28 protein-coding genes are annotated in these 23992 nt (G+C 69.3%); 16 read left to right on the forward strand and 12 right to left on the reverse strand.

The features are described 5' to 3' along the window. Positions 1 to 24: 24 nt before the first annotated feature. The 3 genes from ACFCZ1_RS06105 to ACFCZ1_RS06115 all read right to left on the reverse strand — a co-directional run bounded on the left by ACFCZ1_RS06105 (position 25) and on the right by ACFCZ1_RS06115 (position 3562). Complete coding sequence (locus ACFCZ1_RS06105) at positions 25 to 1422, reverse strand: cytochrome P450 (RefSeq protein ID WP_376677173.1); 1398 nt, start codon at positions 1420 to 1422, stop codon at positions 25 to 27. Positions 1423 to 1590: 168 nt separating this feature from the next. After that, positions 1591 to 1977, reverse strand: a complete 387-nt coding sequence (locus ACFCZ1_RS06110) for a hypothetical protein (RefSeq protein WP_376677174.1) — start codon at positions 1975 to 1977, stop codon at positions 1591 to 1593. A gap of 310 nt (positions 1978 to 2287) precedes the next feature. Next, positions 2288 to 3562: a tyrosine-type recombinase/integrase gene (locus ACFCZ1_RS06115; protein ID WP_376677175.1), complete on the reverse strand. Its 1275-nt coding sequence runs from the start codon at positions 3560 to 3562 to the stop codon at positions 2288 to 2290. 481 nt (positions 3563 to 4043) lie between these two features. Between ACFCZ1_RS06115 and ACFCZ1_RS06120 the strand changes: the two genes are divergently transcribed. From ACFCZ1_RS06120 to ACFCZ1_RS06135, 4 genes are all read left to right on the forward strand, one after another. Then, positions 4044 to 4214, forward strand: a complete 171-nt coding sequence (locus tag ACFCZ1_RS06120; RefSeq protein WP_376677176.1) for a helix-turn-helix transcriptional regulator — start codon at positions 4044 to 4046, stop codon at positions 4212 to 4214. Positions 4215 to 4521: 307 nt separating this feature from the next. Continuing rightward, the gene (locus ACFCZ1_RS06125) at positions 4522 to 4722 is read left to right on the forward strand and encodes a hypothetical protein (RefSeq protein WP_376677177.1); all 201 of its coding nucleotides are present in this window, start codon (positions 4522 to 4524) and stop codon (positions 4720 to 4722) included. Then, a complete protein-coding gene (locus ACFCZ1_RS06130) occupies positions 4719 to 5156 on the forward strand; it encodes a hypothetical protein (RefSeq protein ID WP_376677178.1) in 438 nt (145 codons plus the stop codon). The genes ACFCZ1_RS06125 and ACFCZ1_RS06130 overlap by 4 nt, the downstream gene beginning before the upstream one ends. A 236-nt stretch (positions 5157 to 5392) precedes the next feature. Beyond that, on the forward strand, positions 5393 to 5728 hold the full coding sequence (locus ACFCZ1_RS06135) for a transposase (protein WP_376677396.1): 336 nt from the start codon (positions 5393 to 5395) through the stop codon (positions 5726 to 5728). Between the two features lie 197 nt (positions 5729 to 5925). Here ACFCZ1_RS06135 and ACFCZ1_RS06140 read toward each other — a convergent pair whose 3' ends face one another. From ACFCZ1_RS06140 to ACFCZ1_RS06160, 5 genes are all read right to left on the reverse strand, one after another. Next, complete coding sequence (locus tag ACFCZ1_RS06140) at positions 5926 to 6249, reverse strand: hypothetical protein (protein ID WP_376677179.1); 324 nt, start codon at positions 6247 to 6249, stop codon at positions 5926 to 5928. Between the two features lie 330 nt (positions 6250 to 6579). After that, positions 6580 to 7590, reverse strand: coding sequence for a hypothetical protein (locus tag ACFCZ1_RS06145; RefSeq protein ID WP_376677180.1), 1011 nt, complete (start codon positions 7588 to 7590; stop codon positions 6580 to 6582). A gap of 385 nt (positions 7591 to 7975) precedes the next feature. After that, positions 7976 to 8158: a hypothetical protein gene (locus tag ACFCZ1_RS06150; protein ID WP_376677181.1), complete on the reverse strand. Its 183-nt coding sequence runs from the start codon at positions 8156 to 8158 to the stop codon at positions 7976 to 7978. A gap of 67 nt (positions 8159 to 8225) precedes the next feature. Next, positions 8226 to 8651, reverse strand: coding sequence for a hypothetical protein (locus tag ACFCZ1_RS06155; RefSeq protein WP_376677182.1), 426 nt, complete (start codon positions 8649 to 8651; stop codon positions 8226 to 8228). Further along, positions 8644 to 9606, reverse strand: coding sequence for a hypothetical protein (locus ACFCZ1_RS06160; protein ID WP_376677183.1), 963 nt, complete (start codon positions 9604 to 9606; stop codon positions 8644 to 8646). Before ACFCZ1_RS06160 ends, ACFCZ1_RS06155 begins: the two co-directional genes overlap by 8 nt. 285 nt (positions 9607 to 9891) lie before the next feature. On the opposite strand from ACFCZ1_RS06160, the gene ACFCZ1_RS06165 reads away from it, so the two are divergent. Next, on the forward strand, positions 9892 to 10179 hold the full coding sequence (locus tag ACFCZ1_RS06165) for a hypothetical protein (RefSeq protein WP_376677184.1): 288 nt from the start codon (positions 9892 to 9894) through the stop codon (positions 10177 to 10179). Positions 10180 to 10325: 146 nt separating this feature from the next. On the opposite strand, the gene ACFCZ1_RS06170 is transcribed toward ACFCZ1_RS06165, so the two are convergent. Beyond that, positions 10326 to 10568, reverse strand: a complete 243-nt coding sequence (locus ACFCZ1_RS06170; protein ID WP_376677185.1) for a DUF397 domain-containing protein — start codon at positions 10566 to 10568, stop codon at positions 10326 to 10328. Next, positions 10565 to 11446: a helix-turn-helix domain-containing protein gene (locus ACFCZ1_RS06175; protein WP_376677186.1), complete on the reverse strand. Its 882-nt coding sequence runs from the start codon at positions 11444 to 11446 to the stop codon at positions 10565 to 10567. Before ACFCZ1_RS06175 ends, ACFCZ1_RS06170 begins: the two co-directional genes overlap by 4 nt. Before the next feature lie 239 nt (positions 11447 to 11685). Between ACFCZ1_RS06175 and ACFCZ1_RS06180 the strand changes: the two genes are divergently transcribed. From ACFCZ1_RS06180 to ACFCZ1_RS06230, 11 genes are read left to right on the forward strand one after another with little or no spacing between them, the layout of a single operon-like run. Further along, positions 11686 to 12213 (forward strand): ATP-binding protein, encoded by a 528-nt coding sequence (locus ACFCZ1_RS06180; RefSeq protein ID WP_376677187.1) that lies wholly within the window; start codon positions 11686 to 11688, stop codon positions 12211 to 12213. Then, on the forward strand, positions 12210 to 12692 hold the full coding sequence (locus ACFCZ1_RS06185; RefSeq protein ID WP_376677188.1) for a hypothetical protein: 483 nt from the start codon (positions 12210 to 12212) through the stop codon (positions 12690 to 12692). The genes ACFCZ1_RS06180 and ACFCZ1_RS06185 overlap by 4 nt, the downstream gene beginning before the upstream one ends. Further along, positions 12689 to 12886 (forward strand): hypothetical protein, encoded by a 198-nt coding sequence (locus ACFCZ1_RS06190; RefSeq protein ID WP_376677189.1) that lies wholly within the window; start codon positions 12689 to 12691, stop codon positions 12884 to 12886. Before ACFCZ1_RS06185 ends, ACFCZ1_RS06190 begins: the two co-directional genes overlap by 4 nt. A gap of 19 nt (positions 12887 to 12905) precedes the next feature. Next, a complete protein-coding gene (locus tag ACFCZ1_RS06195) occupies positions 12906 to 13823 on the forward strand; it encodes a hypothetical protein (RefSeq protein WP_376677190.1) in 918 nt (305 codons plus the stop codon). Positions 13824 to 13882: 59 nt separating this feature from the next. Then, complete coding sequence (locus ACFCZ1_RS06200) at positions 13883 to 14947, forward strand: radical SAM protein (RefSeq protein ID WP_376677191.1); 1065 nt, start codon at positions 13883 to 13885, stop codon at positions 14945 to 14947. Next, complete coding sequence (locus ACFCZ1_RS06205) at positions 14947 to 16110, forward strand: enolase C-terminal domain-like protein (RefSeq protein WP_376677192.1); 1164 nt, start codon at positions 14947 to 14949, stop codon at positions 16108 to 16110. The genes ACFCZ1_RS06200 and ACFCZ1_RS06205 overlap by 1 nt, the downstream gene beginning before the upstream one ends. Continuing rightward, positions 16092 to 16817, forward strand: coding sequence for an HAD family hydrolase (locus ACFCZ1_RS06210; protein WP_376677193.1), 726 nt, complete (start codon positions 16092 to 16094; stop codon positions 16815 to 16817). Before ACFCZ1_RS06205 ends, ACFCZ1_RS06210 begins: the two co-directional genes overlap by 19 nt. Further along, the gene (locus tag ACFCZ1_RS06215) at positions 16817 to 17989 is read left to right on the forward strand and encodes a hypothetical protein (protein ID WP_376677194.1); all 1173 of its coding nucleotides are present in this window, start codon (positions 16817 to 16819) and stop codon (positions 17987 to 17989) included. Before ACFCZ1_RS06210 ends, ACFCZ1_RS06215 begins: the two co-directional genes overlap by 1 nt. Beyond that, on the forward strand, positions 17986 to 20142 hold the full coding sequence (locus tag ACFCZ1_RS06220; RefSeq protein WP_376677195.1) for a phosphoketolase: 2157 nt from the start codon (positions 17986 to 17988) through the stop codon (positions 20140 to 20142). Before ACFCZ1_RS06215 ends, ACFCZ1_RS06220 begins: the two co-directional genes overlap by 4 nt. After that, complete coding sequence (locus ACFCZ1_RS06225) at positions 20139 to 20987, forward strand: phytanoyl-CoA dioxygenase family protein (protein WP_376677196.1); 849 nt, start codon at positions 20139 to 20141, stop codon at positions 20985 to 20987. Before ACFCZ1_RS06220 ends, ACFCZ1_RS06225 begins: the two co-directional genes overlap by 4 nt. Before the next feature lie 44 nt (positions 20988 to 21031). Next, positions 21032 to 21844, forward strand: a complete 813-nt coding sequence (locus tag ACFCZ1_RS06230) for a class I SAM-dependent methyltransferase (RefSeq protein ID WP_376677197.1) — start codon at positions 21032 to 21034, stop codon at positions 21842 to 21844. Positions 21845 to 22257: 413 nt separating this feature from the next. Here the strand turns inward: ACFCZ1_RS06230 and haaN are convergent, their stop codons facing one another. After that, the gene (gene haaN / locus ACFCZ1_RS06235) at positions 22258 to 22734 is read right to left on the reverse strand and encodes a cyclophane-containing RiPP N-acetyltransferase HaaN (RefSeq protein WP_376677198.1); all 477 of its coding nucleotides are present in this window, start codon (positions 22732 to 22734) and stop codon (positions 22258 to 22260) included. Between the two features lie 85 nt (positions 22735 to 22819). After that, complete coding sequence (locus ACFCZ1_RS06240; RefSeq protein WP_376677199.1) at positions 22820 to 23980, reverse strand: FxsB family cyclophane-forming radical SAM/SPASM peptide maturase; 1161 nt, start codon at positions 23978 to 23980, stop codon at positions 22820 to 22822. Positions 23981 to 23992: the final 12 nt, after the last annotated feature.

A 23992-nucleotide genomic window follows, 5' to 3' on the forward strand; every position in this document is an offset into this window, starting at 1 on the left:
CCCCGGACGCCAGGCCGACGGACCCTAGGCCGACGGGCCCCGGCCGCCCGGGCGACGGACCCGGCAGCGTGCCGGACCGTCCGTCCGCAGGGTGATTCCGGCGCTGACCGGAATGTCGGTGTCCACGGCCTCGAACTCGTAGGCGCGCAGGATCATCGCCAGCGCGATCACCGACTCCAGCATCGAGAAGTGCTGCCCGATGCAGGCGCGCGGGCCGCCGCCGAACGGGAACCAGGCGTAGCGCGGCCGGCCGGCCTCCGCCTCCGGGGTGAAGCGGTCGGGGTCGAAGCGGTCGGGGTCCGGCCAGTAGCGGGGATGGCGGTGCGTCACCCACGGCGCCAGGATCACGTTCGCGCCCGCGGGGACGGCGTACCCGCCGACCTCGGTGGCGGCGACGGCGTTGCGGCCGATGACCGGGGCGGCCGGGTAGAGCCGCATCGCCTCCTTGAGGACCTGGGTGAGGTACGGGAGCCGGTCGAGGTCGGCGGCCCCGGGCGTCCGGTCGCCCAGCACCCGGCCGATCTCCTCGCGCGCCCGTTCCTGCACCTCGGGGTGGCGGGCCAGCAGGTGCAGGGCGAAGGAGAGGGAGGTGGCGGTCGTCTCGTGCCCGGCGAGCAGGAAGATCAGCACCTGGTCGCGGAGTTCGGAGGCGTCGAACTCCCCGTCGTCGGAACTCTTGGCGGCGGCGAGCAGCGTGAGCAGGTCCTCGCCGGGGCCGTCCGCGGGGTCGGTGCGCCGCTCGCCGATTATCTTGTCGCAGACCGCGTAGAGCTCGTCGAGCGCGGCGGCTGCCCGCTTGTTGGACGGTGTCGGCCAGCTGCGCGGGATCTTGGCGGGGGAGTAGCCGCGGCGCAGCACGTACTCGGTGATGACCGGAAAACACCGGTCCACGACGTCGACGGTGGCCTCCACGTCGGTGCCGAAGAGGATCCGGGCGACCGCGCGCAGGGCCAGGTGCATCATCTGGCCGGAGACGTCGACGATGCCGTCGGGCGCCTCCTGCCAGGTGGCGAGGACCGCCTCGGTCTCGGCGGCGACGGCTCCCGCGTAGCCGTCCACCCGGCGCCGGGTGAACAGCGGCTGGACCAGCCGGCGCTGGCGCAGGTAGTCCTCGTCCTGGCTGGTCAGCAGGCCGTTGCCGAAGGCGTCGCGGATCTCCTGGTAGAAGTTGTTGTCCTTGCGGAAGTTGGCCGACTCCGAGGCGAGCACCTGCTGGGCCCCCTCCGCGGAGAAGACGCAGTACAGCTCGGCCCGCAGCCCGGGCGGTCCGACGGTGATCTTCACGACGTCCCCGTGCCGGTGCTGGGCACGCAGATAGGTTCCGAGGGAGTCGGACTTCAAGTCGAAGAGCGATCCCAGCAGCGGCGCCCCCGCCAACGCGGGAACTCCCGCACCGTGAACCTCGTTCGTTCCAACCGCCATGGCCGTCCCCCCAGTTCCGTACCGACGGCCCGATTCTGCCGGTCCCCGCCCGCTCCTGACGAGGATCCCCAGGCCATCAGGCCGAATTCCGACGGTGGCACGGTGGCACGGTGGCTCACGCCGAGACGGCAGCGGCCCCCGCTGCCGTCTCGGTACTCGTCGTGTCGGCTACCAAGCGTGCCAGTGGGCCTGGTGGCGGGTGCGGTAGGGCTCGATGACGGTCTCGGCGTCGTGGAGCGCGGCGCGGCAGGCCGCACGGGCCCGTGCACGGGCGGCGCGCTCCTCGAGGCCGGCGGCCTCGGAAAGGGATCCCGCGAAGGCGCAGCAGTACTGCCAGATGTCGAAGGCGCGCCGGACTTCCTGCGGTTGCGGGCGCCTGCCTTGCTTCTGGGCAGCGCGAAGCTCAGTGGCGGAGTACCGCAGGCTGCGGACGTCGGCTCGACGCCAGGGACCGGTGTACCCGGTCTCATGCCGGGGGAGCGTGTCGCGCTCCTGGCGGCGCCGCTTGCCGTACGGGGTGTGCTTGTCGGGGGTGTGATGGGCGGTGCGGGACATCGGGAGCCTCCAGCGGCACCCCAGGGCCTTCCTGGGGTGCACTACCGGAAGCCGGACGGGTACAGCGGCATGGGCGATCCCTCCTGTGTCCTCAAGGTCATTTGTACCAACCACAGATCTCGGAGCCCCGGCCAGGGCGGGTCCGGGTAAAACGCCAAGCCCCCGCCACTCTCCGTGAAGAGTGGCGGGGGCTCAGGCGGCCACAGCACTAGATGTCGCGGAACTCATAGACAAAGCTTCTGACCTGTGCAAACGCTCCCTCCCGAAGATCATCTTGCACGGTTGTTGCACAAGCCGAACGGTGCAGGAGTCACGCGGCCCTGGTGTAGGCGCTCCGGACCGCGATGCGGACCTTGGAACCGGCTCCCACGACCCGGTGCACGTATTTACGCAGGGTAAACGCGGGATCGGCGTGTCCGAGTCGGTCCGCGAGCGTGTACACGTCTACCCCGCCGTTGATCATCATCGACGCGTACAGGTGTCGGAGCGCGTGCATCATCACGTCGCGGGACTTCTCCCAGCGTCGTCCCTTCGCGTCGGGCTCCAGGGGCTTGATGAGGCCGGCCGACGCCAGGGCGGGCTTCCAGCGGTAGGAGTTGAACCAATTCGACTGAATGGCGGTCTTCTCCCGGGTGTAGAAGATCAGCCGCACCGTGACCGGGTCGCCGCCTTTGCTGCCCCACGGTCGGGTCACCTTGACCGGCGGGTACTTCTCCATATGCTCGCGCAGGGGGATGGCCACGTCGTCGGTCAGCTCGACCCACCGGTCCTTCGGGTCCTCGTCGTCTCCGCCCTTGGGGAGGTCGTATACGAGGAACGAGCCGTCGTGGACTACTTGCCGTTGCACGTGCACCATGGCGCCGTCCGGATGTGCCCAGTCGATATCTTCTGGTGACAGGCCGAATATTTCTCCTTGCCGAAGACCCAGGCCGCGACCGCAGTCGACGAGTGCTTTGTAACGGTCTGGCAATTCGGCACGGATCCTCTCGGTGTCCTCCCAGGCGAGGGTCAAATTGGCCCGGCCGCCACCTCCTCGCTTCGGCTTGGCGTCCTGCACCGATTTGGCGAGGCACGGATTTTTGTGTATCAGGCTGTCGTCCACGGCCAGGTCAAAGACAGCCCGAAGATTGTCGAAGACCAGGCGCAGTGTGGAACTTTCGAGTAGCCTGCGACGGTCGTGCAACCAGTCCAGCAAAGATGAGGCGTTCACGTCCTTTACGCGCATCTTCCCAACTGCGGTAGGAACGACATGCAGGAGAATCCGCTCCTTGTGGCGTCGGTAAGTCCGTGGATTCTTGTGTTCGTGCCCCTTGAGCCACGTAAGGGCGAGTTCACCGACCCTGACCTCTCCGGCGCGAGGGTTGATATATGAACCGTCGTCCACTCCGGACCGCATCTTGATCTCATGCCTGCGGGCTTCGACCTCGGTGCGGAACAGCTCCGTCTGCTGGACATCTTCCCGGTTGCGCCATCGGGCCTGCCACCGCTTCCCCGTTCCGTGATCCCGCGTCGGAACTTTGCCGTGTTCCTTGCAGGTTGACTCCCCGTCTTTCGGGCGCGACTTGTGCCAGCGGTCGTACGGCATCGACTCAACTCCTGGTTCTCGACGGGCCTTTGAGTCTATTTGTAGACTCTCTTGAATCAGGGTCATCGTCGACGGCGAAACTGTGTGCCCGTTCATCGCGCCCTGAGTGAATTGGATGTTGATCCAGGTGAGCTGAAGATGTCAAATGCATTCTTGGGGTCTTCGCGACAAAGGGTGCAGAGTGGTAGGGAAGATTTCACCTAGACGAACGCTCGCTGAGGGTTCGACGAGGGCTCGCCGAACCCTCAGCGAAGATTCGCCTGTGTCCTTCGAGAGTTCGCAAGAGTCGTAGGCATTTCGTCGAAAGGCCCTCCGTTTGGTCCGGCCGGAATTTAGTGCAAACGTTCCGTGCGCCACCACGGCGGAATGCCGCTCACGTGGTTCTTTCCTGCCCGCTTCGAACCGTTCTGGAGTGCCCATGCGTCGAACCACTGCCCGTGCGGAAGAAGCCGCTAGTGGCGCGGGGGACCGTTGTCCCTTGATGAGCGCGGAGGAGCTGGCCGACTTCCTGGGCATACCTCTGAATACGGTCTACATATGGAATCACCGACACCAGGGGCCGCGAGCCCACAAGGTCGGCCGCTATTTGCGCTACCGCTGGCCGGAGGTAGAGGCATGGCTGGAAGCTCAAGCGGTGAATCGCGCGACCTGATCGGCCAAGATTGGCTGGTTCCCTTGTCCTTGGTCGGGCGACAGAACCCGGCGTACAGCCCGACTCGTCTGCCCCCACCTGGGGCTTTGCCTCGGAAAGGGCCTCTGACCTGCGTCGGAGGCCCTTTCCGGTCTTTCGGGGGCTCGCCGCGTTAGGCGGCGGAAAGTCCCTCGGAAGTCCCTCGGACAGCACTGAAAGTCCCTGAAAAGTCCCTGGCGCGGAGGCGCGGAGGACACCTCCGACCTGGGGTAATCAGGTTCCTCTGGCCTCAGCGCGCGGCATGCGAGAGCTCGGCGGGAATGTACCGATGCGGCAGACCGCAACGCTCGTCGTCGAGATCATCGAGACTCCCGGAGTCCTTGCGCCGGCGGAGCTCGTCGCGAGCGAACGGGACGCCATCCTCGACGCAGTCCCCGTCGTCCGGGCGGACGAGCGGCTGGCTATCGGACGCCCCCGAACGAGTGATGCCGACCTCTGCACTGCAGCTTGTACGGGGCTCTGCAGATGAGCTCGTACGCGGAAAACCTGGGGCTCACGCAGGCCGAACGTACGGTGTTCGCTCACGACCCCGACTTCCAGCAGACCGCCCGTACCCAGGCGAACGAGTGGGCCGAAAAGCTCGTCCAAGCGGTCAAGGCGGTCACCGACGCCGACGACGGCATCCGCGTGGCCCTCGATGCCGTCGTCCTCGACTCCGACCCCATGGACGGCACCTTCAACGGCTTCAACCGGAACCCCCAGGACAGCCCCTACCCGTCCCTGGAGGAGGCCGGCAAGGCCGCCAACATGCCCAAGGACCGCAAGGACATCCCCGCCTGGTGGCAGAGCCTCGACCCGGCCACCCGCGGCATCCTACTGAAGGAGAAGGGCGACGAACTCCGAGCGGCTGGAGTCATGGATCCCGCGCCCGCTCCGCCGCCAAGGCACGCACCGCCGCCCTGAACCAGATCACCCACATTCTCTTCACCGCACCTGAGACCATCCGTGCCAAGTTCAGACACCTCACAGGGAAGGACCGCACCGATGCCCTGGCCCTCCTGCGGCCGGCCGGGGACGCGGTCCACGTCGCCGTCCTCACCTCGCTGAAGAGCCTCGCCCGGCGCGTCAAGGAACTGACCACCGAGCACGAAGAGCTGACCCGGGCCCTGGACCGTGAGGTCACCGCTCATAACCCCGGCCTGCGGGCTGCCTACGAGGTCGGCCCCGACACTGCCGCCCAGCTGCTGGTCACGGCGGGCGGCAATCCCGAGCGGATGCGGACGGAGGCTTCCTTCGCCGCTCTGTGCGGAGCCGCACCGGTTCCCGCCTCCAGCGGCAGAACCAACCGGCACCGCCTCTCGCGCGGCGGTGACCGGGGTGCCAACGCGGCCCTCTACCGCATCGCCCTGGTCCGTATGGCCGGCGACTCCCGCACCCGCGAGTACGTCGCTCGTCAGACTGCCGCCGGCCGGACGAAGAAGGAGATCATCCGGCTCCTGAAGCGGGCCATCGTCCGGGAGATTTCCGCTGCCTGACCACCACGGTCACCGTCCCTGCCATCGCGGACCTGCGGCCTCTACGGCAGTCCAAGAACATCACGCTCACCGCTGTCGCCCGCCACTTCGGACTCTGGCCGACCGCCATCTCCAACCTCGAACGCGGCCTTCGCCGCGACGACGAGCTCGCCAGCGCCTACCGGGACTGGCTCAACGCCGCTTGATCACACGCGAGGTCACACCGCGTCCGGCATGTTCGGCCACCGCCGGCCATCGGCGGAGATGCCCGCCGGCCGACCGGCACGAACGAAGTCGCCGTACTCGTCCTGGACGACGCCCTCGTTGACCCAACGACCCCGCTCGGCTCCAGCGCGCTGCTCGGCAACCTGCAGCGCGGCCAGCGGGTCCTCAGCCACGCCCAAGAGCAGCCCGAACTCGCTGGCCTCGTCGAACGGCGGGAACGTGCCCAGGTCCAAGAAGCTCTCGCTGCCGACGTCCTCGACCATGTGGAGATAGACCTCAAACGGCCCCTTCGTCGCACGAACCTCGACATAGCGCACACCAGGACGCTCTACCGAGCCGCACGGCCCAAGGAACTGCTCGACCGAACGGCCCCGCCGCAAGGCCCCAAGACTGAACGACTCCACCAAGTACCGCACCCGGCCACAATACGGCGCATCCAAGCCGCAAGGCTTGACGATCAATAGGAGCATCATCATCGGGCGGTGTAGGTTCGGCGTACCGTGCGCCACGGTGTACGGGCACCTTGACAAGACACACAGGAGTGTTGCCCGCCAGCCGAAGGCGAAGTCCCCGGTCAACGAGCCCTGATTGCTACCGCACGGCTGGGAGCAGAGGGCGCCCAAGGCCTATTCCCCTGGTCTTCGCCGTCAGTTGGTGCTGGCGTTGTGCAGGTGTTCACCAAAGAATCCCACGATGATCAGTCCGCTTTGATCCGTATCATCGAAGTAGTGCAGGCGCGGTGCCGGAGGAGCTCCGTCGCCGATGCGGATGTGTTGCAGCATCACCGCGTATCCCGACGGGTCGATGTCCTTGGGGACCGGGAGCGTCCTGTCAGCCTTGCCGCGAGGGCTGCTGCTGGCGAACTTCCCCTCACTCAGAATCACCTTGGCCGGCGAGAGCAAGGCGGATGAACTGCTGCCGCAGTACGCCTTCAGGTTGGCGAGGTCAGGGCCCGCTCCGCGGCCGTGCGCCCTGGTCAGGTTCTTGTTCTCGGCGTACGTCTGGATCATTGCGAGGGTGCCTGCAAGGCGCTCTCTCCAGAGCGATGCCTTTTGATGGTGCTCAAGCCGTTCGGCTTCGTCGGGGTCAGCGGTGATGACGAGTAGCGAGCAATACAGCTTCGCTTGTTCGAGGACGCCGCGAAGCGTAGGGGCATCGAGCCTCACCTGGAGAGCTTCCGCGTCTCCCACGACAATCCCGTCGTCTTGCCGGGGTTGCAGGCGTGCGATCGCAGCGTCACGGGCGCGCAGGGCTGCGTCTCGCTCCTCCTCGGCAGCTCGAAGCAACTCGGCGAGGCTGCCCCGCTCCCTCTCCGCCGCCTCGAACCGGGCTTCCAGCTCAGCTACCGCGGGTTCCTTGGGAAGCTTCTGCACTTCCTGCACCAGGTCAGGGATCATTGATTCGAGTTTCGACTCGAGATCACCATGCTGGCTGATCAATTTAGCGTAGGACCTTACCCGTGCCTCGGCCTCGCGGCGCGCGTCCCTTTCCACCTCCGCAAGTTGCTGATACTTCGCGGACTCCTTCTTGTATTCCTCCACGAGCGTCTTGGACAGCTTCCTGGCATTCTCGTCGAGCAACAGCAGCTCGGCATGGGCCTTGATGTTGCAGTGCTGCTGAGCCGCAGGACCAAACGGGCTCCGCGCGATCGGGCTCATTCGTCTTCTCCTCACCTTCCGGGTGAGGTCGATCGTAGGTGCGGAGCGCTACGACCCTGACCAGTACCAGCGGGTTACTTGCTCCCTCGTGTCCGAGCTACTGTAAGACGACTGGGCCGATCCACACGGGATCAGCAACGTGAGGACAGGCGGCCCCGACCGAGCGCCACGGGACAAGATCGTGAGACAGAAGTGCCGTGTCCCTCGAATGAGAAATCCGGAAGAGCCCAGGTCGCCGCGCCGGAACAGGACATTCCGAATGCGGGCCTACACGCACCCCGGGGCAGGCCGCCTGTCCGGTCGAGCTCCTGGCCGAGAAGATCACAGCCTCGGCGGCCACGACGACCTCGTCATCGCTCCACGGTGGCTGGATCAGTACCGAGCTTCAGGGCCGTTGACAGGCCCGCCACTCGGTGACGTGGGAGTGGCAGCGGCATCGCTCACGGCGCAGGATCGCACCCTTCTCGCCCTCGTACTCGGCGACGATCTGCAGCTTGCACTCGGGGCTGAACGTGCGGCGCTTCGGCCTGGGCGCCGGGTCGACTGCGGACGGACCGGTGCTCGTCATCAGGGTGGAACTCCTACTCGGATCCCTCTCAGGCAACCTGCCGCAGCGAGATGCCTCTCCCAAGGCGTCAGAGTTCAACCGGGCTGTCGTCTGTACCGAGTTCGGCCCAGAACTTGCCAAAATCGTCAAGGCCGGCGAGCGGCGAAGACTGGGCGAGATCGACGATGCCCCGGACAACGGCGTGAACCATCTGCGGGTCCCCTGAGTCCATCGCCTGGTCAAGGCGGACGAACATCTCATCACTGGTGTGCGCGCGCTCCGCGAAGACCCGCTCGAAGTAGAGCTTCAGGCTCTTCTCGGCCGCGTGGATGCGATCGACCTGGACATGCTCCGCCGCTGCGATGGCAGCGCGCTTCGTCTGCTCCTGCTGCCGAATCCTGCCGTACTCGCGGGCAGCCGCCACAATCTCGTTGAGGGCGGCGAACGCATCAGCGGTGGGAATCGGTGAGGACTTCGATCGCAGGACCTTGCCGATGTGTACCGTGTCAGACATCCGCAGTCTCCTTGATCAGGGTTCGGTACCTCATCTTGAAGCCGGCCGTCTCCTGGTTCAGTTCTCCGGATTCGTCGACGACTTGGGTCGACGCAACGTCGCGAACTGCCATTGTCAGCGTCAGCGCCTGCCGGAACGGAGCGGCGTGGTTCGCGGGGTCGAACGGCTTGGACTCGAGCAGGTCGAGGGCGGATGTCGCTCGCACGACAAGCTGGTCAAGCACCGTCTCCAGTTCCTCAGCCCGTGCGATGATCGCGTCGAACTTCACCTTTTTCGCCTGCATCTTGGCGATCGCGACATTGACCTCGGCCTCGTTCTCGCGAGCTTTGGTCTTCGCCTTCTCACCCTGCCCGGCGACCACGAGGCCGCTCACGAGGATCGCGGGCCCTACCGTGACGAAGTTGAGGGCAGCGGCTCCGACTGCCATTCCGCCGCCACCCGACGCAAGGCTGCCACCACCGAGTGCGGCCAGAGTCGCGTTCGTCATGGCCGCTCCGGACAGAGTCGAGATGGCGGTACCGGTACTCGCGGTGGCGAGCGTGGTGACCGCGGTGGTGATCCCGGTGTTGATCCCGACCCCCGTCACCGCCGCCCCTACGATCCCGCGCATCCAGGAGACGGTGTCCTGCCCAAGACTCCGATCGAGCTTGACCTGTCCAGTCGTCGAGTCAAGTCCATCCACCAAGAGCTTCTCGCTCTCGGACACCTGCTTCTCGTGGCGTCGCAGGAAGTCAGCCATACGCTCAACGACCAGGTGAATAGCCTGCTCCTGGCGGGTGCCGAGTGCCTTCAGCTTCTCGTTCGTGACCAGCTCGTGCGCCTCAAGCTTGCGACGTTCCTCGTCGTAGCGCTCTCCAGCCTTCCGGATACGGCCGTTGGCCTGCTTGATGTCATAGCCGCCCTTAAGCCCGAGGGCCGCACCGCTCGCGCCGCTGACAACCCCGACGCCGATCAAGACAAGCGGAACTAGCGGAAGGACCATCGAACTTCTCCAGATCGGATCACAGTGCTCGCAACCCCTCGAATCGTAGTGTCATCTGGCCGGGTCTGCGGGAGAACGGAAGGGATGCCCCGCCTGAGGGGTCTCGTAGCCGACCAAGCCTGGGCGCACCTGCGTGCGCCCTGCACTACGAGGCCGAGCTCGCCGTGATCACCAGACGCACGACCCGCGACATCCCCGCTGAGGGCGCCGGGCGGCGGTGTCTGGCGACTGTCAGAGGCTTCGTCTAGATTTCGCGACATGGCGCTGAATGACATCACCCGATCCGCGGTTCTGCAGGCTGTCGAGGAGTACGACCAGCGGGGCCGGGATGCGTTCCTGGAGAAGTACCGATTCGGCCCCGCTCGCAGCTACGTGCTCTTGATCGATGGCAAGGAGTACGACTCCAAGGCCATCGTGGGGGCGGCGCACGGCTACCTCCCCGGCCTCGAGCCTTTGGGGAGTGACGAGTTCTCCGGCGGCAAGAACCACGCCGCCAAGCTGTTGGGCGACCTCGGTTTCGAAGTCGTGGCTCGCGACGCGGCCTGACGTCCCGGTGCCCGACACCGGGGGTCGGTATCGGCCGCCGTGTGCGGAGTACGAGGGAACGACGCACGTGGCTCTCCGGATGGGAGGAGAGCCACGTGCGTCATGAGCTGCTCAGACCTGGTCCTACGTAAATGGTATGCGCCGTCTCACGAGCCGAGTCGTCCACTGCGCACGCCCTCGACGATCGCCGCGAACGAGCTCGGCGCGATGAGCAGCGCCGCCCCCTGCGGGTCCTTGCTGTCGCGGATCGCGATCCCGGCGTAGGCCGTGGCGGTAAGGTCGGCGACCTCGACGCAGTTGTTGCCGGCGCCGTCCGAGTACGACGACTTGAACCAGTGCGCGCCGGCGTCGGTGAGTTCGGGTGCCATAGGGGTACGGGTCTGGGTCATTTGATGATCTCTCGCGTGAGTTCTTGCAGGAACGCGGGCGTGTCCTCCGGCGGCAGCGCCGATGCCGTGAGGGCGTTGAACTTCCGGGTGAACCGTCCGACCTCGCGTGGCTTGTCGGAGACCGACGTGGCGCTCCACGCGTTGTCCACCTGCACCGAGGTCGGCATGCCGTCGTCCAGGTGCAGGACGGTGAAGTCGTGCACGGACAGGTACCCCTTCAGGGTCTGGGGGAGTACCTGAACGCTCACGTTGGGGAGGGAGGCCAGCCGGGCGATCTCGTCGTACTGCTCCCGCATCACGTCCGGGCCCCCGACGGCGTAGCGCAGGGCCGGCTCGTACAGCACAGCCCGCAGCCGCAGCGGCTCCTCGTCCCTGGTGAGGGAGTCCTTGCGCCTGATGCGGACCTGGACGTTCTTGTCGATGAACTCGCTCGTGGTCTCCTCGATCGGCTTCGCGAGCTCGTACAGGGCGCGTGCGTACGCCTCCGTCTGCAGCAGTCCGAGGACGAGGGCCGGGTGGAAGGCCCAGGTCTCGCGTGCCGCGGTCTCGATGCCGACGAAGCGGGGCATACCCGAGGGCATGGTGGACCGGAACGGAGTCCACCAGTCCTGGCTCGCGCCGTCCCGCTGGATGCCCAGCAGCTGGTCCACATCGCGGTCGTCGGTCACCCCGTACAGCTCCAGCAGCGCGCGCAGGTCTCCGGCGCTGCGAAGGTCCTGGAGGCCCTTCTCGACACGGTGCAGCTTGGTCACGTACAGCCCGTTGACGGTGCCGCTTCCCGCTACGTCCTCCAGTGTCATCCCGGCCCGCTCACGCAACTGGCGGAGTTCGTAGCCGAGTTCGATACGTCGCACCGTCGGCCTGGGCTTGGCAGCCATGTGCTCGCCTCTCCATCGCATGCGTTCGTCGAATCCGCGATGCGCGCAGTCTGACATGCGATGTGCGCGCCGCAACAGGCCATGTGTTTGCGGTGTCATGTGCCAGTTTCGTTCGCGGAGAAATTTCTACAGAGCTTTCGTTGCGAAGCAACTCTTTCACGCGGCACGGTTGTTGAGTCACGAGAGAGCGCACATCAGCGCCGTCGGGCCTCCTCACCTGCCTCCGGAAGGACTGGGCCATGGTGTCCTCGATTCCGATCCCGACCGTTCCCGTTCCTGCTCCCGATCCCTCGAGAACCGCGGGCTTCCGCGCCGTCGTCGCGACTGGCGGGCGTATCGGGCCGTCACCCGTAGACGTTTCCTTCGTCCGCGACGCCTCGCGGGTCTCTCAGGCGCGGCGGATCGGGACGGCCTGGCTGCGCAACGCGTGCCGGGTGCACGAGGTGCGGGTCGACTCCGCCGAGGTGGTGATCTCGGAGCTCGTCGGCAACGCGATCGTCCACGGGACGAGCGATTCCGTGGGCCTGCGCATGCGGCGCGTGGGCGACGAGGTCCGCCTGGAGGTCGACGACGGTTCGCCGTCCGAGGTACCGAGACCCAGGCGGGCCGGGGCCGAGGCGGAGCAGGGGCGCGGCCTGTGGCTGGTGGACGCGCTCGTGACGGAGCTCGGCGGCAGCTGGGGTTTCACCGACGACGGCACGGTCGCGTGGTGCGTTTTCCCGGTCATGCGGGAGCCCTCTCCGACGAACCGGGGCCGGGCGGCATGAGCCAGGCGGTCAAGGCCCCGCCGTGGCGAGTCCCGCCCGGCGCCCCGGTCGTCGTGTACGCGTGTCTCTCCCCTGGAGCCGCCGCCCCGAAGGCACAGCCCCAGCGGGCGCTACGGCACGTGCTCCGGTACGTGAAGACGCGCGGCTGGACCGTGGCGGCGACCTACGTCGACCGGGCCGCCGTGCTTTCCAGCCGGGCGGACCGCCCCGAGTGGCCGAAGGCACTCGCCACGATCGAGGACGGACAGGCCGACGGGATCGTCGCACCGTCGATGGTGACGCTCTGGTTCTACCCGGAGGAACACGACTCGTTCATGGGCTGGCTGGAGAGGACCGGCGCGTTCGTCTCGACGCCCGGCTCCCTCGCCGATCTGCGACGGCACCGCTCGGACGGTTCCTCACCCGAAAGCACGACGGCTCCCGAAGAAACGGTGGCCGGCCCTCAGCCCGCGGCGGGATCGAAGCGCAGGCCCCGATGACCTCGGCGCCCAGAGCCACGATCCCCCGGCGTCGGTTCGCCCGGTCGCGCTGGGCCCTCCGCCACCCCGTCCGGCTGCTTCGGCGCTACGGCTTCGGCTGGTTCCAGTTCGCGGTCCTTCTCATACCGGTCCTGCTGATCATCTGGGTCACCGTCGCCCGCGCCGACCTCCCGTATCCGTATCCCATCCGCTGATTCCCACGAGGAGTGCTTCATGACTTCCCGTTCCGTGCCCGAGTACCGGGTGACCCTGCCGAAGGAGCTTGTCGCCGACCTCGCCCGGCAGGCCGCCGGCCTCCCCGAGTGGCGGCTCGGCAACGACGGCATGCTCTCGCCCGAGACTGCCGCGCGATACCACGGAGTGCTGGCCGGCATGCCCCGCCTCGCCGAGTTCACCACGACCTGCCACCAGCTGCTCGGCGCCCCCGCGGGCGAGGGCTTTGCGGTCGTCGAGCTGGCCGGGCTGCTCGACGCGGCCGACTCCGAGGAGGCGGGCCTGCGGGCAGTGACCGCGCTGCTCTCCTTGATCGCGACGCCGCTGCGGGCCTTCGACCGCGGGCCGCTGTGGCAGCCGCTGAGCACCAACCTCGCCGTCGACCCGATGCATATCGACGTCGTGAACTCCACGCTCCCGCCGGACTACATCGCCCAGCTGTGCGTCCACCCCGACCCCCGAGGCCAGGGCCACAGCCTGGTCTCGCAGATCCGCCGCGCCGTGGACCGGCTCGGCTACGCCGACGCCGAGCTGCTGGCCCACCCGCGGTACGTCGACGGGTCGTTCTTCGAGCTCGCGGGCGTGGGGGAGGAGTGGCAGCCTTTCCCGATCCTCGACGGCCTGCCGCCGTCGGAGGGCTTCGTCCGGTTCACGACCACGATGCTCGCGGACGCCGATCCCGTCGACCCGTACGTCAAGGCGGCTCGGGCGCTGGAGCGCGAACTGATTGTCGGGCAGCGCCGGTTCCTGCTCGGGCGAGGCGACCTGCTCATCGCCAACCAGCACCTGTGCTGCCACGGCCGCGAGGCCCTCGGCGGCGGCCAGGAGGACGTACCCGAGGACGAGCGCCGCCTCCTCCTGCAGATCTTCCTCCGCGGTCAGCTGCGGCATGCGGTGACGCCGGAGGTCGTGGCATGACGCCCGTCACTGCGGGTGGGCCCGCAGCACAAGACACCAGACATCAGAGAGGGAAGCCGATGCTCGAATCCGTCAGCCACCTGGAAGAGGTGGCCCGTGAGTGGAAGATCAACCGCGAGGACGTCCTGCTTCTCGCGCTGAACAGCTGCGGGGCGCGCTCGCCGCTGGACAAGCCGCGGATGCGGTTTCGGCTGGAACTGGACTCGCGGCCGGCCGACCCGTCGTACCTGATCCTCTCCCTGGGCCGCGAGGACTCGCCCTTCGAGATCGACGAGCACGAGCTGCGCCTGCACGGCGAGCGGGTCGGCACGGTCGCCGGCATCGAGGACGACGACGCCGTCCTGGGCTACTGGCGCAACGGCACCAAGATGCTCACCCTCAACTCGAACCAGCGCTCCCAGTGCACCGGGTGCACCTTCTGCCCGAACACGCTGGAGGGCGCCTCGGACCCGGCGATCCGCGAACTCGACCTGCCCGGCTACTTCGCCACCCTCGCGGCGAACTCCGGCATGGCGGATCTGTCGGGGGTCGAGACCGTCACGGTGTGCACCGGCTGCTTCCTCTACGAGCACCTGGCCCTGGAGCACTTGGAGGGCGTGCGCGCCGCGATGCGCAGCACCGGCTGCGAGGGGACCCTGCACTTCCTGTCGTCGGTCCTCACCAGTGAGGAGGGCCTGGACCGGGCCGCCGAGCTCGGCCCGTTCCACCTGACACTGACGGTGGAGTGCTTCACCAACCGGGCGAACATCCTCAAGCAGTCCAAGGCCGCGCTGACGGTGGACCAGATGGTCGAGACGCTCGGGGCTGCGAAGGAGCGGGGCATCACCACGGACTTCACCTACATCGTGGGCCTGGACCCGATCGAGGAGGCCGTGGAGAACCTGAAGCGGCTGGTGTCGGTGACCACGACGTTCCCGCGGTTCCAGACGTACCAGGCCCATAACCCGTACATGGACGTCTACCGCACGCCTGGGTCGGACACGATCGAGTGGAACCTGACGATGCGCCGAGCGGTCGAGGAGCTGTTCGCGGAGACGGGGCTGCGGCCTCAGTGGTGGCAGAACTACCGCTCGCCGTGGGCGTACACGTTCGCCGGGGAGCAGCTGACCGGGGCGCGAGTCTGATGGCCGGGCAGGACGGCGGCGCCGTGACGGTGGTGCGGGCGGTGCGGGTGTGGCCGGTGGCCGGGCAGCCGGCCGGTCTGCCAGAGGACCTACCGGATGCGATCGCGGCCGTGGCGGTGGCCCCGGCGGGGCCGTCGTGGCCCGAGCACCGGGCCCGGTTCGCGATCGAGGTAGTGGGTGACGGGGTATCGGGCTGGCACGCGCCCGTGGGAGAGAGCGTGGCGCGGCTCGTCGTGGACACCCTCGCCGACGGGCTGGTCGGGCACGATGCGGCGGCGCCGCGCAAGCTCGTCTACCGGCAGCGGGCGGGGCGGCACCAGCATGGGGCGCACGCCCGGCAGGCGGCCTCAGCGGTTGAGTTGGCGTGCTGGGATCTGGCGTCGCGGGCCTCGGACCGGTCGGTGCCGGAGCTGCTGGGCGGCACGGTGCGGGCCCGGGTGCCGGCGTACGCGTCCGCGCTCGGCCTGGACCCGGCTCACCCGGAGGCGGTGAAGGCGGCGGCGTGGATCGCCGACCAGGGCTTCTGGGGGCAGAAGTGGCCGCTCACCAAGGAGGTGCTGCGCCAGGGTCCGCGGGTAGTTGGCCGGGTGCTGGGGGCGCTGCGGGAGGCGGCGGGCGAGGGCAGGTTCATGGTCGACGGGCTGCGCCGGTGCCGACTGGACGAGGCGCTCACCCTGCTGCCCGTGCTGGCCGACCTGGAGGTCGCCTTCGCCGAGGAACTGCTGGAGCCGGGCGGCTTCGCCTGGGCCCAGGTGCGGACGGCGGGGGTCCGGGTGCCGATGGCCGCCGGTGAGCACGCGGTCGACGAGCACGAGCAAACGCGGCTGCTGGCCGGCGGGGTGGTGGACGTGTGGCAGACCGACCCGGGGTGGTCGGGCGGGCTGGCCCGCTCCCTGCACACCATCGAGGTCGCCGCCGATCTGGGAATGGCGACGTTCCCGCACGGCGACCGGCTGTGGGCGGCGCTCGCGCTGGCCGGCGCGTGCTGCCGGGACAAGGTCCCCGCGGTGGAGTGGCATCTGACGCTGGAGCCGCTGCGGCAGCAAGTGTTCGCCGAGGCCGCCGTCGTGGAGGCGGGCCTGCTGCCGTCCGCCCCCGGGGCCGGGCTCACCCCGCCGCCAGTCATTACCTCGCCCCTTCCGGTATGGGCGGTCGGGTCGTGACCGGCCGGGTGATGTGGCCTGAGGTGCGGGCGGTCTGCTTCGACCTGGGCGGCACGCTGGTACGGCCCGAGGCGGTGGCCACGACCGGCCAGGTCGCCGAAGTACTCGGCATCTCCTTGGAGGAGGCCCGTGTCCTGATGGGCAAGGGAGCCAAGCGGCGCCTGGTTACCCCACAGGACCTGGCGCACGAACTTGCGGCGGACTTCGGGCAGTCCGCACTGGCCGACCGGCTCGCCGAAGTGTTGGAACGGGCCCGGCGCCGGGCCGAGAACCCGCGGCTGTACCCGGACGTGCCGGACATGCTCGCCGAGCTGCGGGCGAGGGGCTACGCCTTGTACGCCCTGACCAACGCGCTCGGTTCCTCAGTGCCCGAACAGGATCCTCCCGCGTTCCGCGAGCTGCTGGACGGAGTCTTCTACTCGGCGCACACCGGCGCGATCAAGCCCGAGCGGGAGGCGTTCACCGTCGTCGAGCACGCCGCCGGGCTGCAGCCGGGAGAGCTGCTGCACGTCGGCGACTCGATGAACGCCGACGTACGCGGGGCCGCGGCGGCCGGCTGGCATACGGCCTGGGTGGACCGGCACCACACGAACGGGCCGCTGATGCCGGCCGCGAGCACGCCGCGCCTGCACTCCCTCAACGCCCTCCCGCTACTGCTGCCCGCCCGGGCGGCGGCCGGCACGATCACATCGGAGGTGGCCGGCTGATGGAGCCGTCCAGTACGTCCCGTACATCCCGCCCGGCAACACCCCCTGTCCCCGACCCGCTGACCTCGTCCGTGCCGCTGTTTGACCCCAGTCAGCTGCCGCTGCGCACCTGGTGCGAGGGCAGCCGAGAGGACGCGGTCACCGGCCTGGTCGCTTTCCCTGACTTCCACAGCCACATTCCGCGCTGCCTGGTCGCCGCCCTGGACGAGGGACGGCTGGTGGCGCTGGCGATCGGGGACGTCGACGGGCTGAAGGACCACGTGGAGCGTACGAACTCCACCAACCCGACCTCCTACGGTCACCTGGCCGGCAACGAGGTCATGGCGACGGTGGGGGCCACGACCCGCGCGTGGTTCCGCGAGCAGCCCTTCGATTCCGGCTGCGCGGCGACCTTCGGCGGCGACGAGGTGATCCTCGCCGCCGTGGTAGACGACGCCGCCCAGTTCCACCAGGCCCTCGGGGTCCTGCGGGACCGGCTCAGCGCCGTGCTGCCGGTAACAGTCTCCTTCGCCCTGATGTTCGTCACCGCCGGCGACCTGCCCGCCGAGCGGCAGCGCGGGTGGAAGCACAGGTTCACCGACAGCCTGCTCGCGACGGTCGATCGCACCCTTTTCACGCACAAGGCGGCGCGGCGCGCCGGGGTCGGCCAGGGCGGCATCATCGCTGTCACCCGACCGCCCCAGCTGTCCGAGCGTGACCAAGCCGGTCCGAATCCGCTGGTCCTGCTACCGCTGCCGGCCGCGTCCGACGTCGTGCGTGTGGTGGCCCGGCCGGAGCGGATCGGCGGCCGGGACTTCCTGCTGCTGCCCTGCCGCGGACCGGTCGGCCAGCGCGGCGCCCAGCTGCGTGTGACCTTCCCCACCGGCAGCTCCAGGACCGTCGTGGCCTACGCACTGCGCGGGCAGGCCGCGGTGCCGTACGCGGCCGTCGCTGACGGCGTGACCGGCGTGCCGCTGACGGTGTGGGGCCTGCGGGACCGCACTCCGCGCAGCGTGCCCGAGGACCTGGCCGCCGCCCTGGAACGGGCCGGGCTGGACTGGGGCGCGGTGCCCGCCCACGAGCAGGCGCAGATCCTCCACCTGATCACCGAGGCTGGCACCGAGGAAATCCGGGCCGGGCGGGTCACCGCCGCCGTGGACGCGGTCGCCGCGCGGAAGGGGGCGGCACGGTGACGGAGACCGCTCTGCTCCCCGGGCCCGCCGCCGTGGCGGGCCCGGGCGACTTCCCCGACTGGAGCCAGGCCGCGTCGCACGCGGCGGCCCGCGTGCCGGACGCGGCCGTGGCGGCCGTGTGGCGGGCGCTGAACTACCTGTGCACCGCGCAGCTGTACCTGAACGACAACGTGCCACATGCCCGGCCGCTGCGGGTGGAGGATGTGAAGGAGTCGCCGAGCGGACACTGGGGGGTGTGCCCGCCAGTGAACTGGATGCTCGCCCACCTGGGGCCGCTCACCGCATGGCGGCCTACGGGCAGTGATGTCCTGGTCGTTCACGGCGCCGGCCACGCCGGGCCGTCGGCGCTGGCCCACGCCTACCTGACCAAGACTCTTACCCTGACCAGCAACGGACCGGGCTGGTCCGCCGACGACATGCGTGCGCTCGCCGCGGGCTTCCCCCACACCCGCGCCTACGGCGGGGAGATCACCCCGCTCATCCCCGGCGTGCGCTACACCGGCGGCCAGCTCGGGCCGGCGCTCGCCGTCGCGCAGGGCATGGTCCTGGACGCTCCGCACCGCCTGGTGGTCGCGTTGCTCGGCGACGGGGAGCTGGAGACCGGCGCTGCCGCAGCCGCCTGGACGGCCCGGCGCGCGTTGCTCGGGTCCGGGCTGCACGGCGCCGTACTACCCGTCGTGCTGGCCAACGGTTTGCGGATGGGCGGCCCCTCCATCCTGTCCGGGCTCGACGAGAGCGAACTGCGCGCGTACTTCACCGGCCTGGGGTACGAGCCGTTCCTCCACGACGGCTCCGGCGTGGCCGGCTTCCGGAAGGTCCTGGCCGAGGTGTTCGCCAGGCTGCGGCCGCTCGGTGCCGCCCGGCCACAGCCGGTCATCGTCCTGACCATGCCCAAGGGCGCGACCGGCCCCGAGCAGGTCGCGGGCCGCCAGATCGCCGGGACCCCGGCCGTCCACAAGACCCCGCTGAAGGACCCCGCCCGCAACCGGGAGGAGTTCGCCGCCCTCGCCGCCTGGCTGGCCTCATACGAGCCGGCCGAGCTGTTCACCGACCGCGGGCAGCCGTCCGACCTCGTACGGCAGGCACTGCCGCACCCGGCGCCCCGGCCCCGCCCTGCCCCGCCGGTCGCGCCGCTCACTGTCCGCGGAGAACAGGCGTGGCCGCTGGTCAGCGCCGTGATCCGCGAGCGCGCCGCCGCTGGCGCCTTCCGGCTGTTCAGCCCAGACGAGGCCGCCTCCAACCGGCTGCGCCTTGCCGTCAACAGTGGCGGGATGCCGGAATGGGCGAGCGAGATCCTCAACGAGGAGATCTGCCACGCCTGGCTCCAGGGCTACACCGAGACCGGCCGCGACGCGCTGCTGGCCACGTACGAGGCGTTCGCCGCGGTCAACACCAGCCTGCTCGTACAGCACCTCAAGCACCGCAGCGCGCGGACCGTGACCGGGGTCGGCGGGCTGCCGAACATCAATTACCTGATCACCTCGCTGGGCTGGCGCAACACCTACACCCACCAGAATCCCGGGCTCGTCTCCGCGATGCTGGAGACCGAGAACCCCACCGTGCACGTCTACACCCCGGCCGACGCCACCCGCGCGGCCGCGACGCTCACGGTCATGCTCACAGGGCGCGATCGGGCGAACTTCCTGATCGCCGACAAGCACCACTCGCTCACGTTCCCGCCGGACACCTTCCACGAGGAGATGACGAACGGCGCCGCGATCTGGCCCCACCTGAGCACCCCCGGCCCCGGAGGCCCGGATCTTGTCCTCGCCTCCGCCGGCGACGTCGCGGCGCGCGAACTGGCCGCCGCGGCCGACCAAATCGCCGCCGCCCGCCCGAACGCGCGCATCCAGTACGTGCACATCAACGACCTCACCGTCCTCGGCACACCGGACACCTGGCCCGCCGCGCTGCCCGACGGCACCTTCGCCCGCCTGTTCCCGGCCAGCGTTCCCGTACTGCTGGCCACCGTCACGCAAGCACCGGCCGTACGGGCCCTGCTCGCCGCCCGCGGCGAACCCACCAGGGTCCGGGTGGTCGGCTACCGCGACCCCGGCCGCCCCCTTCCGTCCGCCGACCTGCTGGACCTCTGCGGCATGTCCGCCGCCGCGCTCACCGCTCAGGCGCTCTCGATGCTGAAGGAGCCGCGATGACCACCCCGCTCGCACCCGCCCCAGAGCAGCTGGCCGACTTCGACCGCGACGGCCTGCTCATCCTGCGCGGCGCCCTCACCCCCGAGGTCCGAGACCGCGCCGCCGAGGCCGCCGTACGGCTCCTCGCCATCGATCGCACCGTGGGCCGGGACCGCTCTGTCGACGGCAAGGACGGCTTCCGCGGTGTCGTCGCCCTGGACGACGCCTTCCTGCCGCTCGTCGCCAACGCGGCCGTGCTGCCCACGCTCGTCGGCCTGCTCAGCCCCAACATCCACCTGCTGTCGAGCAACCTGATCGCCATGCCGTCCCTGCCCGACGAGCAACGCACCATCCGCGTGCCGTCTCGGCACGGCTGGCACCGCGACATGTCCTCCACCGTGGCCGACCTCGGTGTCGAGCACACGCCCCGCCTGGCGATCAAGGTGGCGTACTTCCTCACCGACCCGGGCCCGGACGCGGGGTTCACGATGTTCGTGCCCGGCAGCCACACCCGCACCGGATCCGTCACCGTCCCCCAGGGCGACATTGACCCGCCCGGCGCGATCACTCCGGACATCGGCCCGTACGACGTGGTCCTCTTCGAGAACCGCACCTGGCACGCCGGCGGTCTGAACCGCTCCGGCCGCGAGCGGCTGGCCGTGATGATGCAGTACGGCTACCGGTGGCTCAACGCGGTCGACGATCCCGCCCCCGGCCTTCTCGACCGGCCGCACCTGGATGCCGTCGAGCGGCAGCTCCTCGGCGCCCGCGACCGCCACCCTGATGGCTCCGTCGCCCGCGAGGGCTCCGGCGCCCGCCCCCTCACCGACTGGTGGGAGCACCTGAGCGCCTCCCCGGCTCGTTGACCGAGCACCCGACCCTGACCGCACCCCCGCGAGAAACTGGACCCGTGACCTCCTCCACCCCCTCGTACACGCCCGAAGAGCTGTTCGCGTCCACCGCGCCGTACTACGCCGCCTTCCGACCGCGCTACGCGCCCGAGTTCTACACCCTGCTCGCCGAGCGCTTCGGCCTGGACGGCACCCAGCGCGCCCTCGACCTCGGCGCCGGCCCCGGCATCATCGCCCTCGAACTCGCCCCGCTCGTTGGCGAGGTCATCGCCGTCGACCCCGAGAAGGGCATGCTCGAAGAGGGCCGCCGCCTGGCCGCCGAGCAGAGCATCACCAACATCACCTGGCGCGAGGGCGGCTCCACCACCCTCCCGACAATGGACATCGGGCCTGTGCTCCTCACCATCATGGGCGCGGCGTACCACTGGATGGACCGCGCCCGAGTCGCCCAGGACCTCGACCGGATCATCGAGCCTGGCGGAGCGATCGTCCTCGCCTCCGGCGGCGCCCCCGGCGACCTCGAACCCGCCCCCTGGCGACAGATCATCGACGAGGTCCGCACCCGCTACCTCGGCCCCGAGCGCCGCGCCGGCTCCGGCACGTACTCCCACCCCAAGGAACGCCACCAGGACGTCCTCGCCCGCAGCCCGTTCTCCCGGGTCGACATCGCGCGCTGGGACCACACCCTGACCCGCACCGTGGACGAGGTCATCGGCTGGGTCTTCAGCCTCTCCTACTCCAGCCCCGCCCAGCTCGGCGAGAAGAAGGACGCCTTCGAGCGGGACCTGCGCGTGGCCCTCCTCGACTTCGCCCCGTCCGGACGGTTCGACGAGGTGATCCGGACCGAGGCGGTCATCGCCACCAGGCCCTGAGCGGCACTGCCGCAGGCATGACCGCCCACACGGCGCAGCCGCTACGACACCGCCGTCTGGCAGGCGCTGCACCTCACTACAGCCTGCCGGGCAGTGTTGCCCTCTGTCGCGGTCACCGGGTGGGCAACGCTCAACCGGTCCCAGAGCCCGGACGGCGGTTCCGGAATCCAGCCCCACCGAGGTGCCTTGATGTACTCGTCCTCCAGGTGCTTACAAGCCCCCGGCAGGTGCGCGAACCGCGTTGGCGAGATCAGGATGGTGTCCGCGGGAAACCCCCGCCATTTCCGTCGCCGGATCGGAGACGCGGGCCGCTCCGCCCTGGGCGCGGCGCCGTTTGTCGGGCAGCAGCAGCCCTGCCCGACGATGAGCTCGCATCGCTCGCAACGCCCTTCCTTCACAACCCCCGCGTCCCCTCACGCCGTGCCGGTCGTCTCGATCCGATAGACGATCTTCCCATCGAACTCGGCGAACCCGAGCGACTTGTAGAAGGCGCGGGCGACGGGGTTGTCGCGGTCCGTCATCCACTCGACGCGGCCACACCCCGGGCGCGCGGCGGCCAGGGCGCGAAGTTTGTCCATGAGCCGGGCACCGATGCCCTGGCGGCGCAGGGTGTCGCGCACGTACAGCTCCTTGAGGAACAGGGAGTGCGTGGAGCCCGCCGCCGGCCAGAGGAAGGAATAGGCGGCGAGCCCCACGATGTCCCCGGCCTCGTCCTCGATCAGGAGAGCCGAGGCCAGCGGCGGCGCGCCGAAGAGCGCTTCCTCCACCTGCGTGCGCCGCTCCTCGAAGGGCTGGATCGCGGTCGATCCGTAGAACCGCTCGATCTCCTCGATCAGTTCGGCCACCGCGTGGACGTCCCGCTGCTCGGCAGGTCGGATCGTCACCGTCATGGACAACTCCTCGTTCCTCGTTCGTCGTTCACTTCGCACACCGGCTCCAACGCTCGACACCTCGGCGGCGCTACGGTCCGTGGCCTCATGGGGACTTCACTGCCGGCGCGTACTCGTCCCACCCGCTCGCGCGCAGGGAGTCCTGGACGTGGCGGATCAGGTACTCCAGGTCCGCGCAGTAGACGGAGGGGTTCCGGTAGCCGCGGGCGGCGCTGAAGCGGTGCGGGAGGTAGCCGCCGCCGCAGACGTCCACCAGCGGGCAGCTCTGGCACTTCTCGGCGAGCGCGGCCCTGCCGTCTGCCCGGCGCAGGAGCTTCGGGTGACGCGACGCCTCGTCGAAGGAGTGCTGGAAGACGTCGAGCCCGAGCCGGGAGGCGCCCTCTTCGACGGAGCGCAGCGTGTCCACGGCTTCCATCGTCCCGTCGGACTCGATCACGACGCTCGTCGGCGGGGCCAGGCCAAGCGTCTCCACCGCACCGCGCACGCCAGAGCTGAGCGCCACGATGTCCTCCAGCATCCGGATGCTGTGCCGGTGCTCGGGCCGGGCGAGCCAGGCGTCGTACACCCGGCTCATCCAGAGCCCGTACTCGGGCATGTCGGGGTTGTTGCGGTGCGGCGGGTCGTCGTGGGTGGCGTGCGGAAGACCGAAGTCGATGACCGGCGGCTCGAAGGACGCGAGGTAGTCGTGGACTTCGACGGGATCGTCGGCCAGGTCCACGACGGCGAGGAGACCGGCGAAGAGGTGCGGCCGGTCCCGCAGCAGCTCGATGCCGCGGACGGCGGCCGCGGAGCTGGACCGGCCGGTGTGGGTCAGCCGGTGCCGGTCGTTCGCGGTCGGGGGCCCGTCGAGGCTCACGCCGACAACCACGCCGTACTTCTCGAACAGGTCGAGCCACGCCTTCGTGAGGAGCGTCCCGTTGGTCTGAAGCTCGAAGCGGACCTTCACGTCCGCCGGGACGCCTTCGCGTACGGCATCGAGGAGCTCTGCCACGTGCCGGCGGCCGGCCAGCAGCGGCTCCCCGCCATGCAGGACGACGTGGACGGCCTGCAGGCCGTGCGCCGTGGCGTGCTCGCCGATGCGCCGGCCTGCCTCCCTCGCCACGTCCACACCGAGCCGGACGGGCAGGTGCCGCCACGACTGGTCCTTGGAGTTGAAGACGTAGCAGTAGTCGCAATCGATGTTGCAGCGGTTCGCGACCTTGAGAATGAAGGTCCGAAAGGGTGCGGTCTCTTCGAGCGAGGTCATCGAGCGCCGATA

The sequence above is a fragment of the Streptomyces sp. NPDC056224 genome (genome assembly GCF_042267665.1).
In the GTDB taxonomy this organism is placed as follows: Bacteria; Actinomycetota; Actinomycetes; order Streptomycetales; family Streptomycetaceae; genus Streptomyces.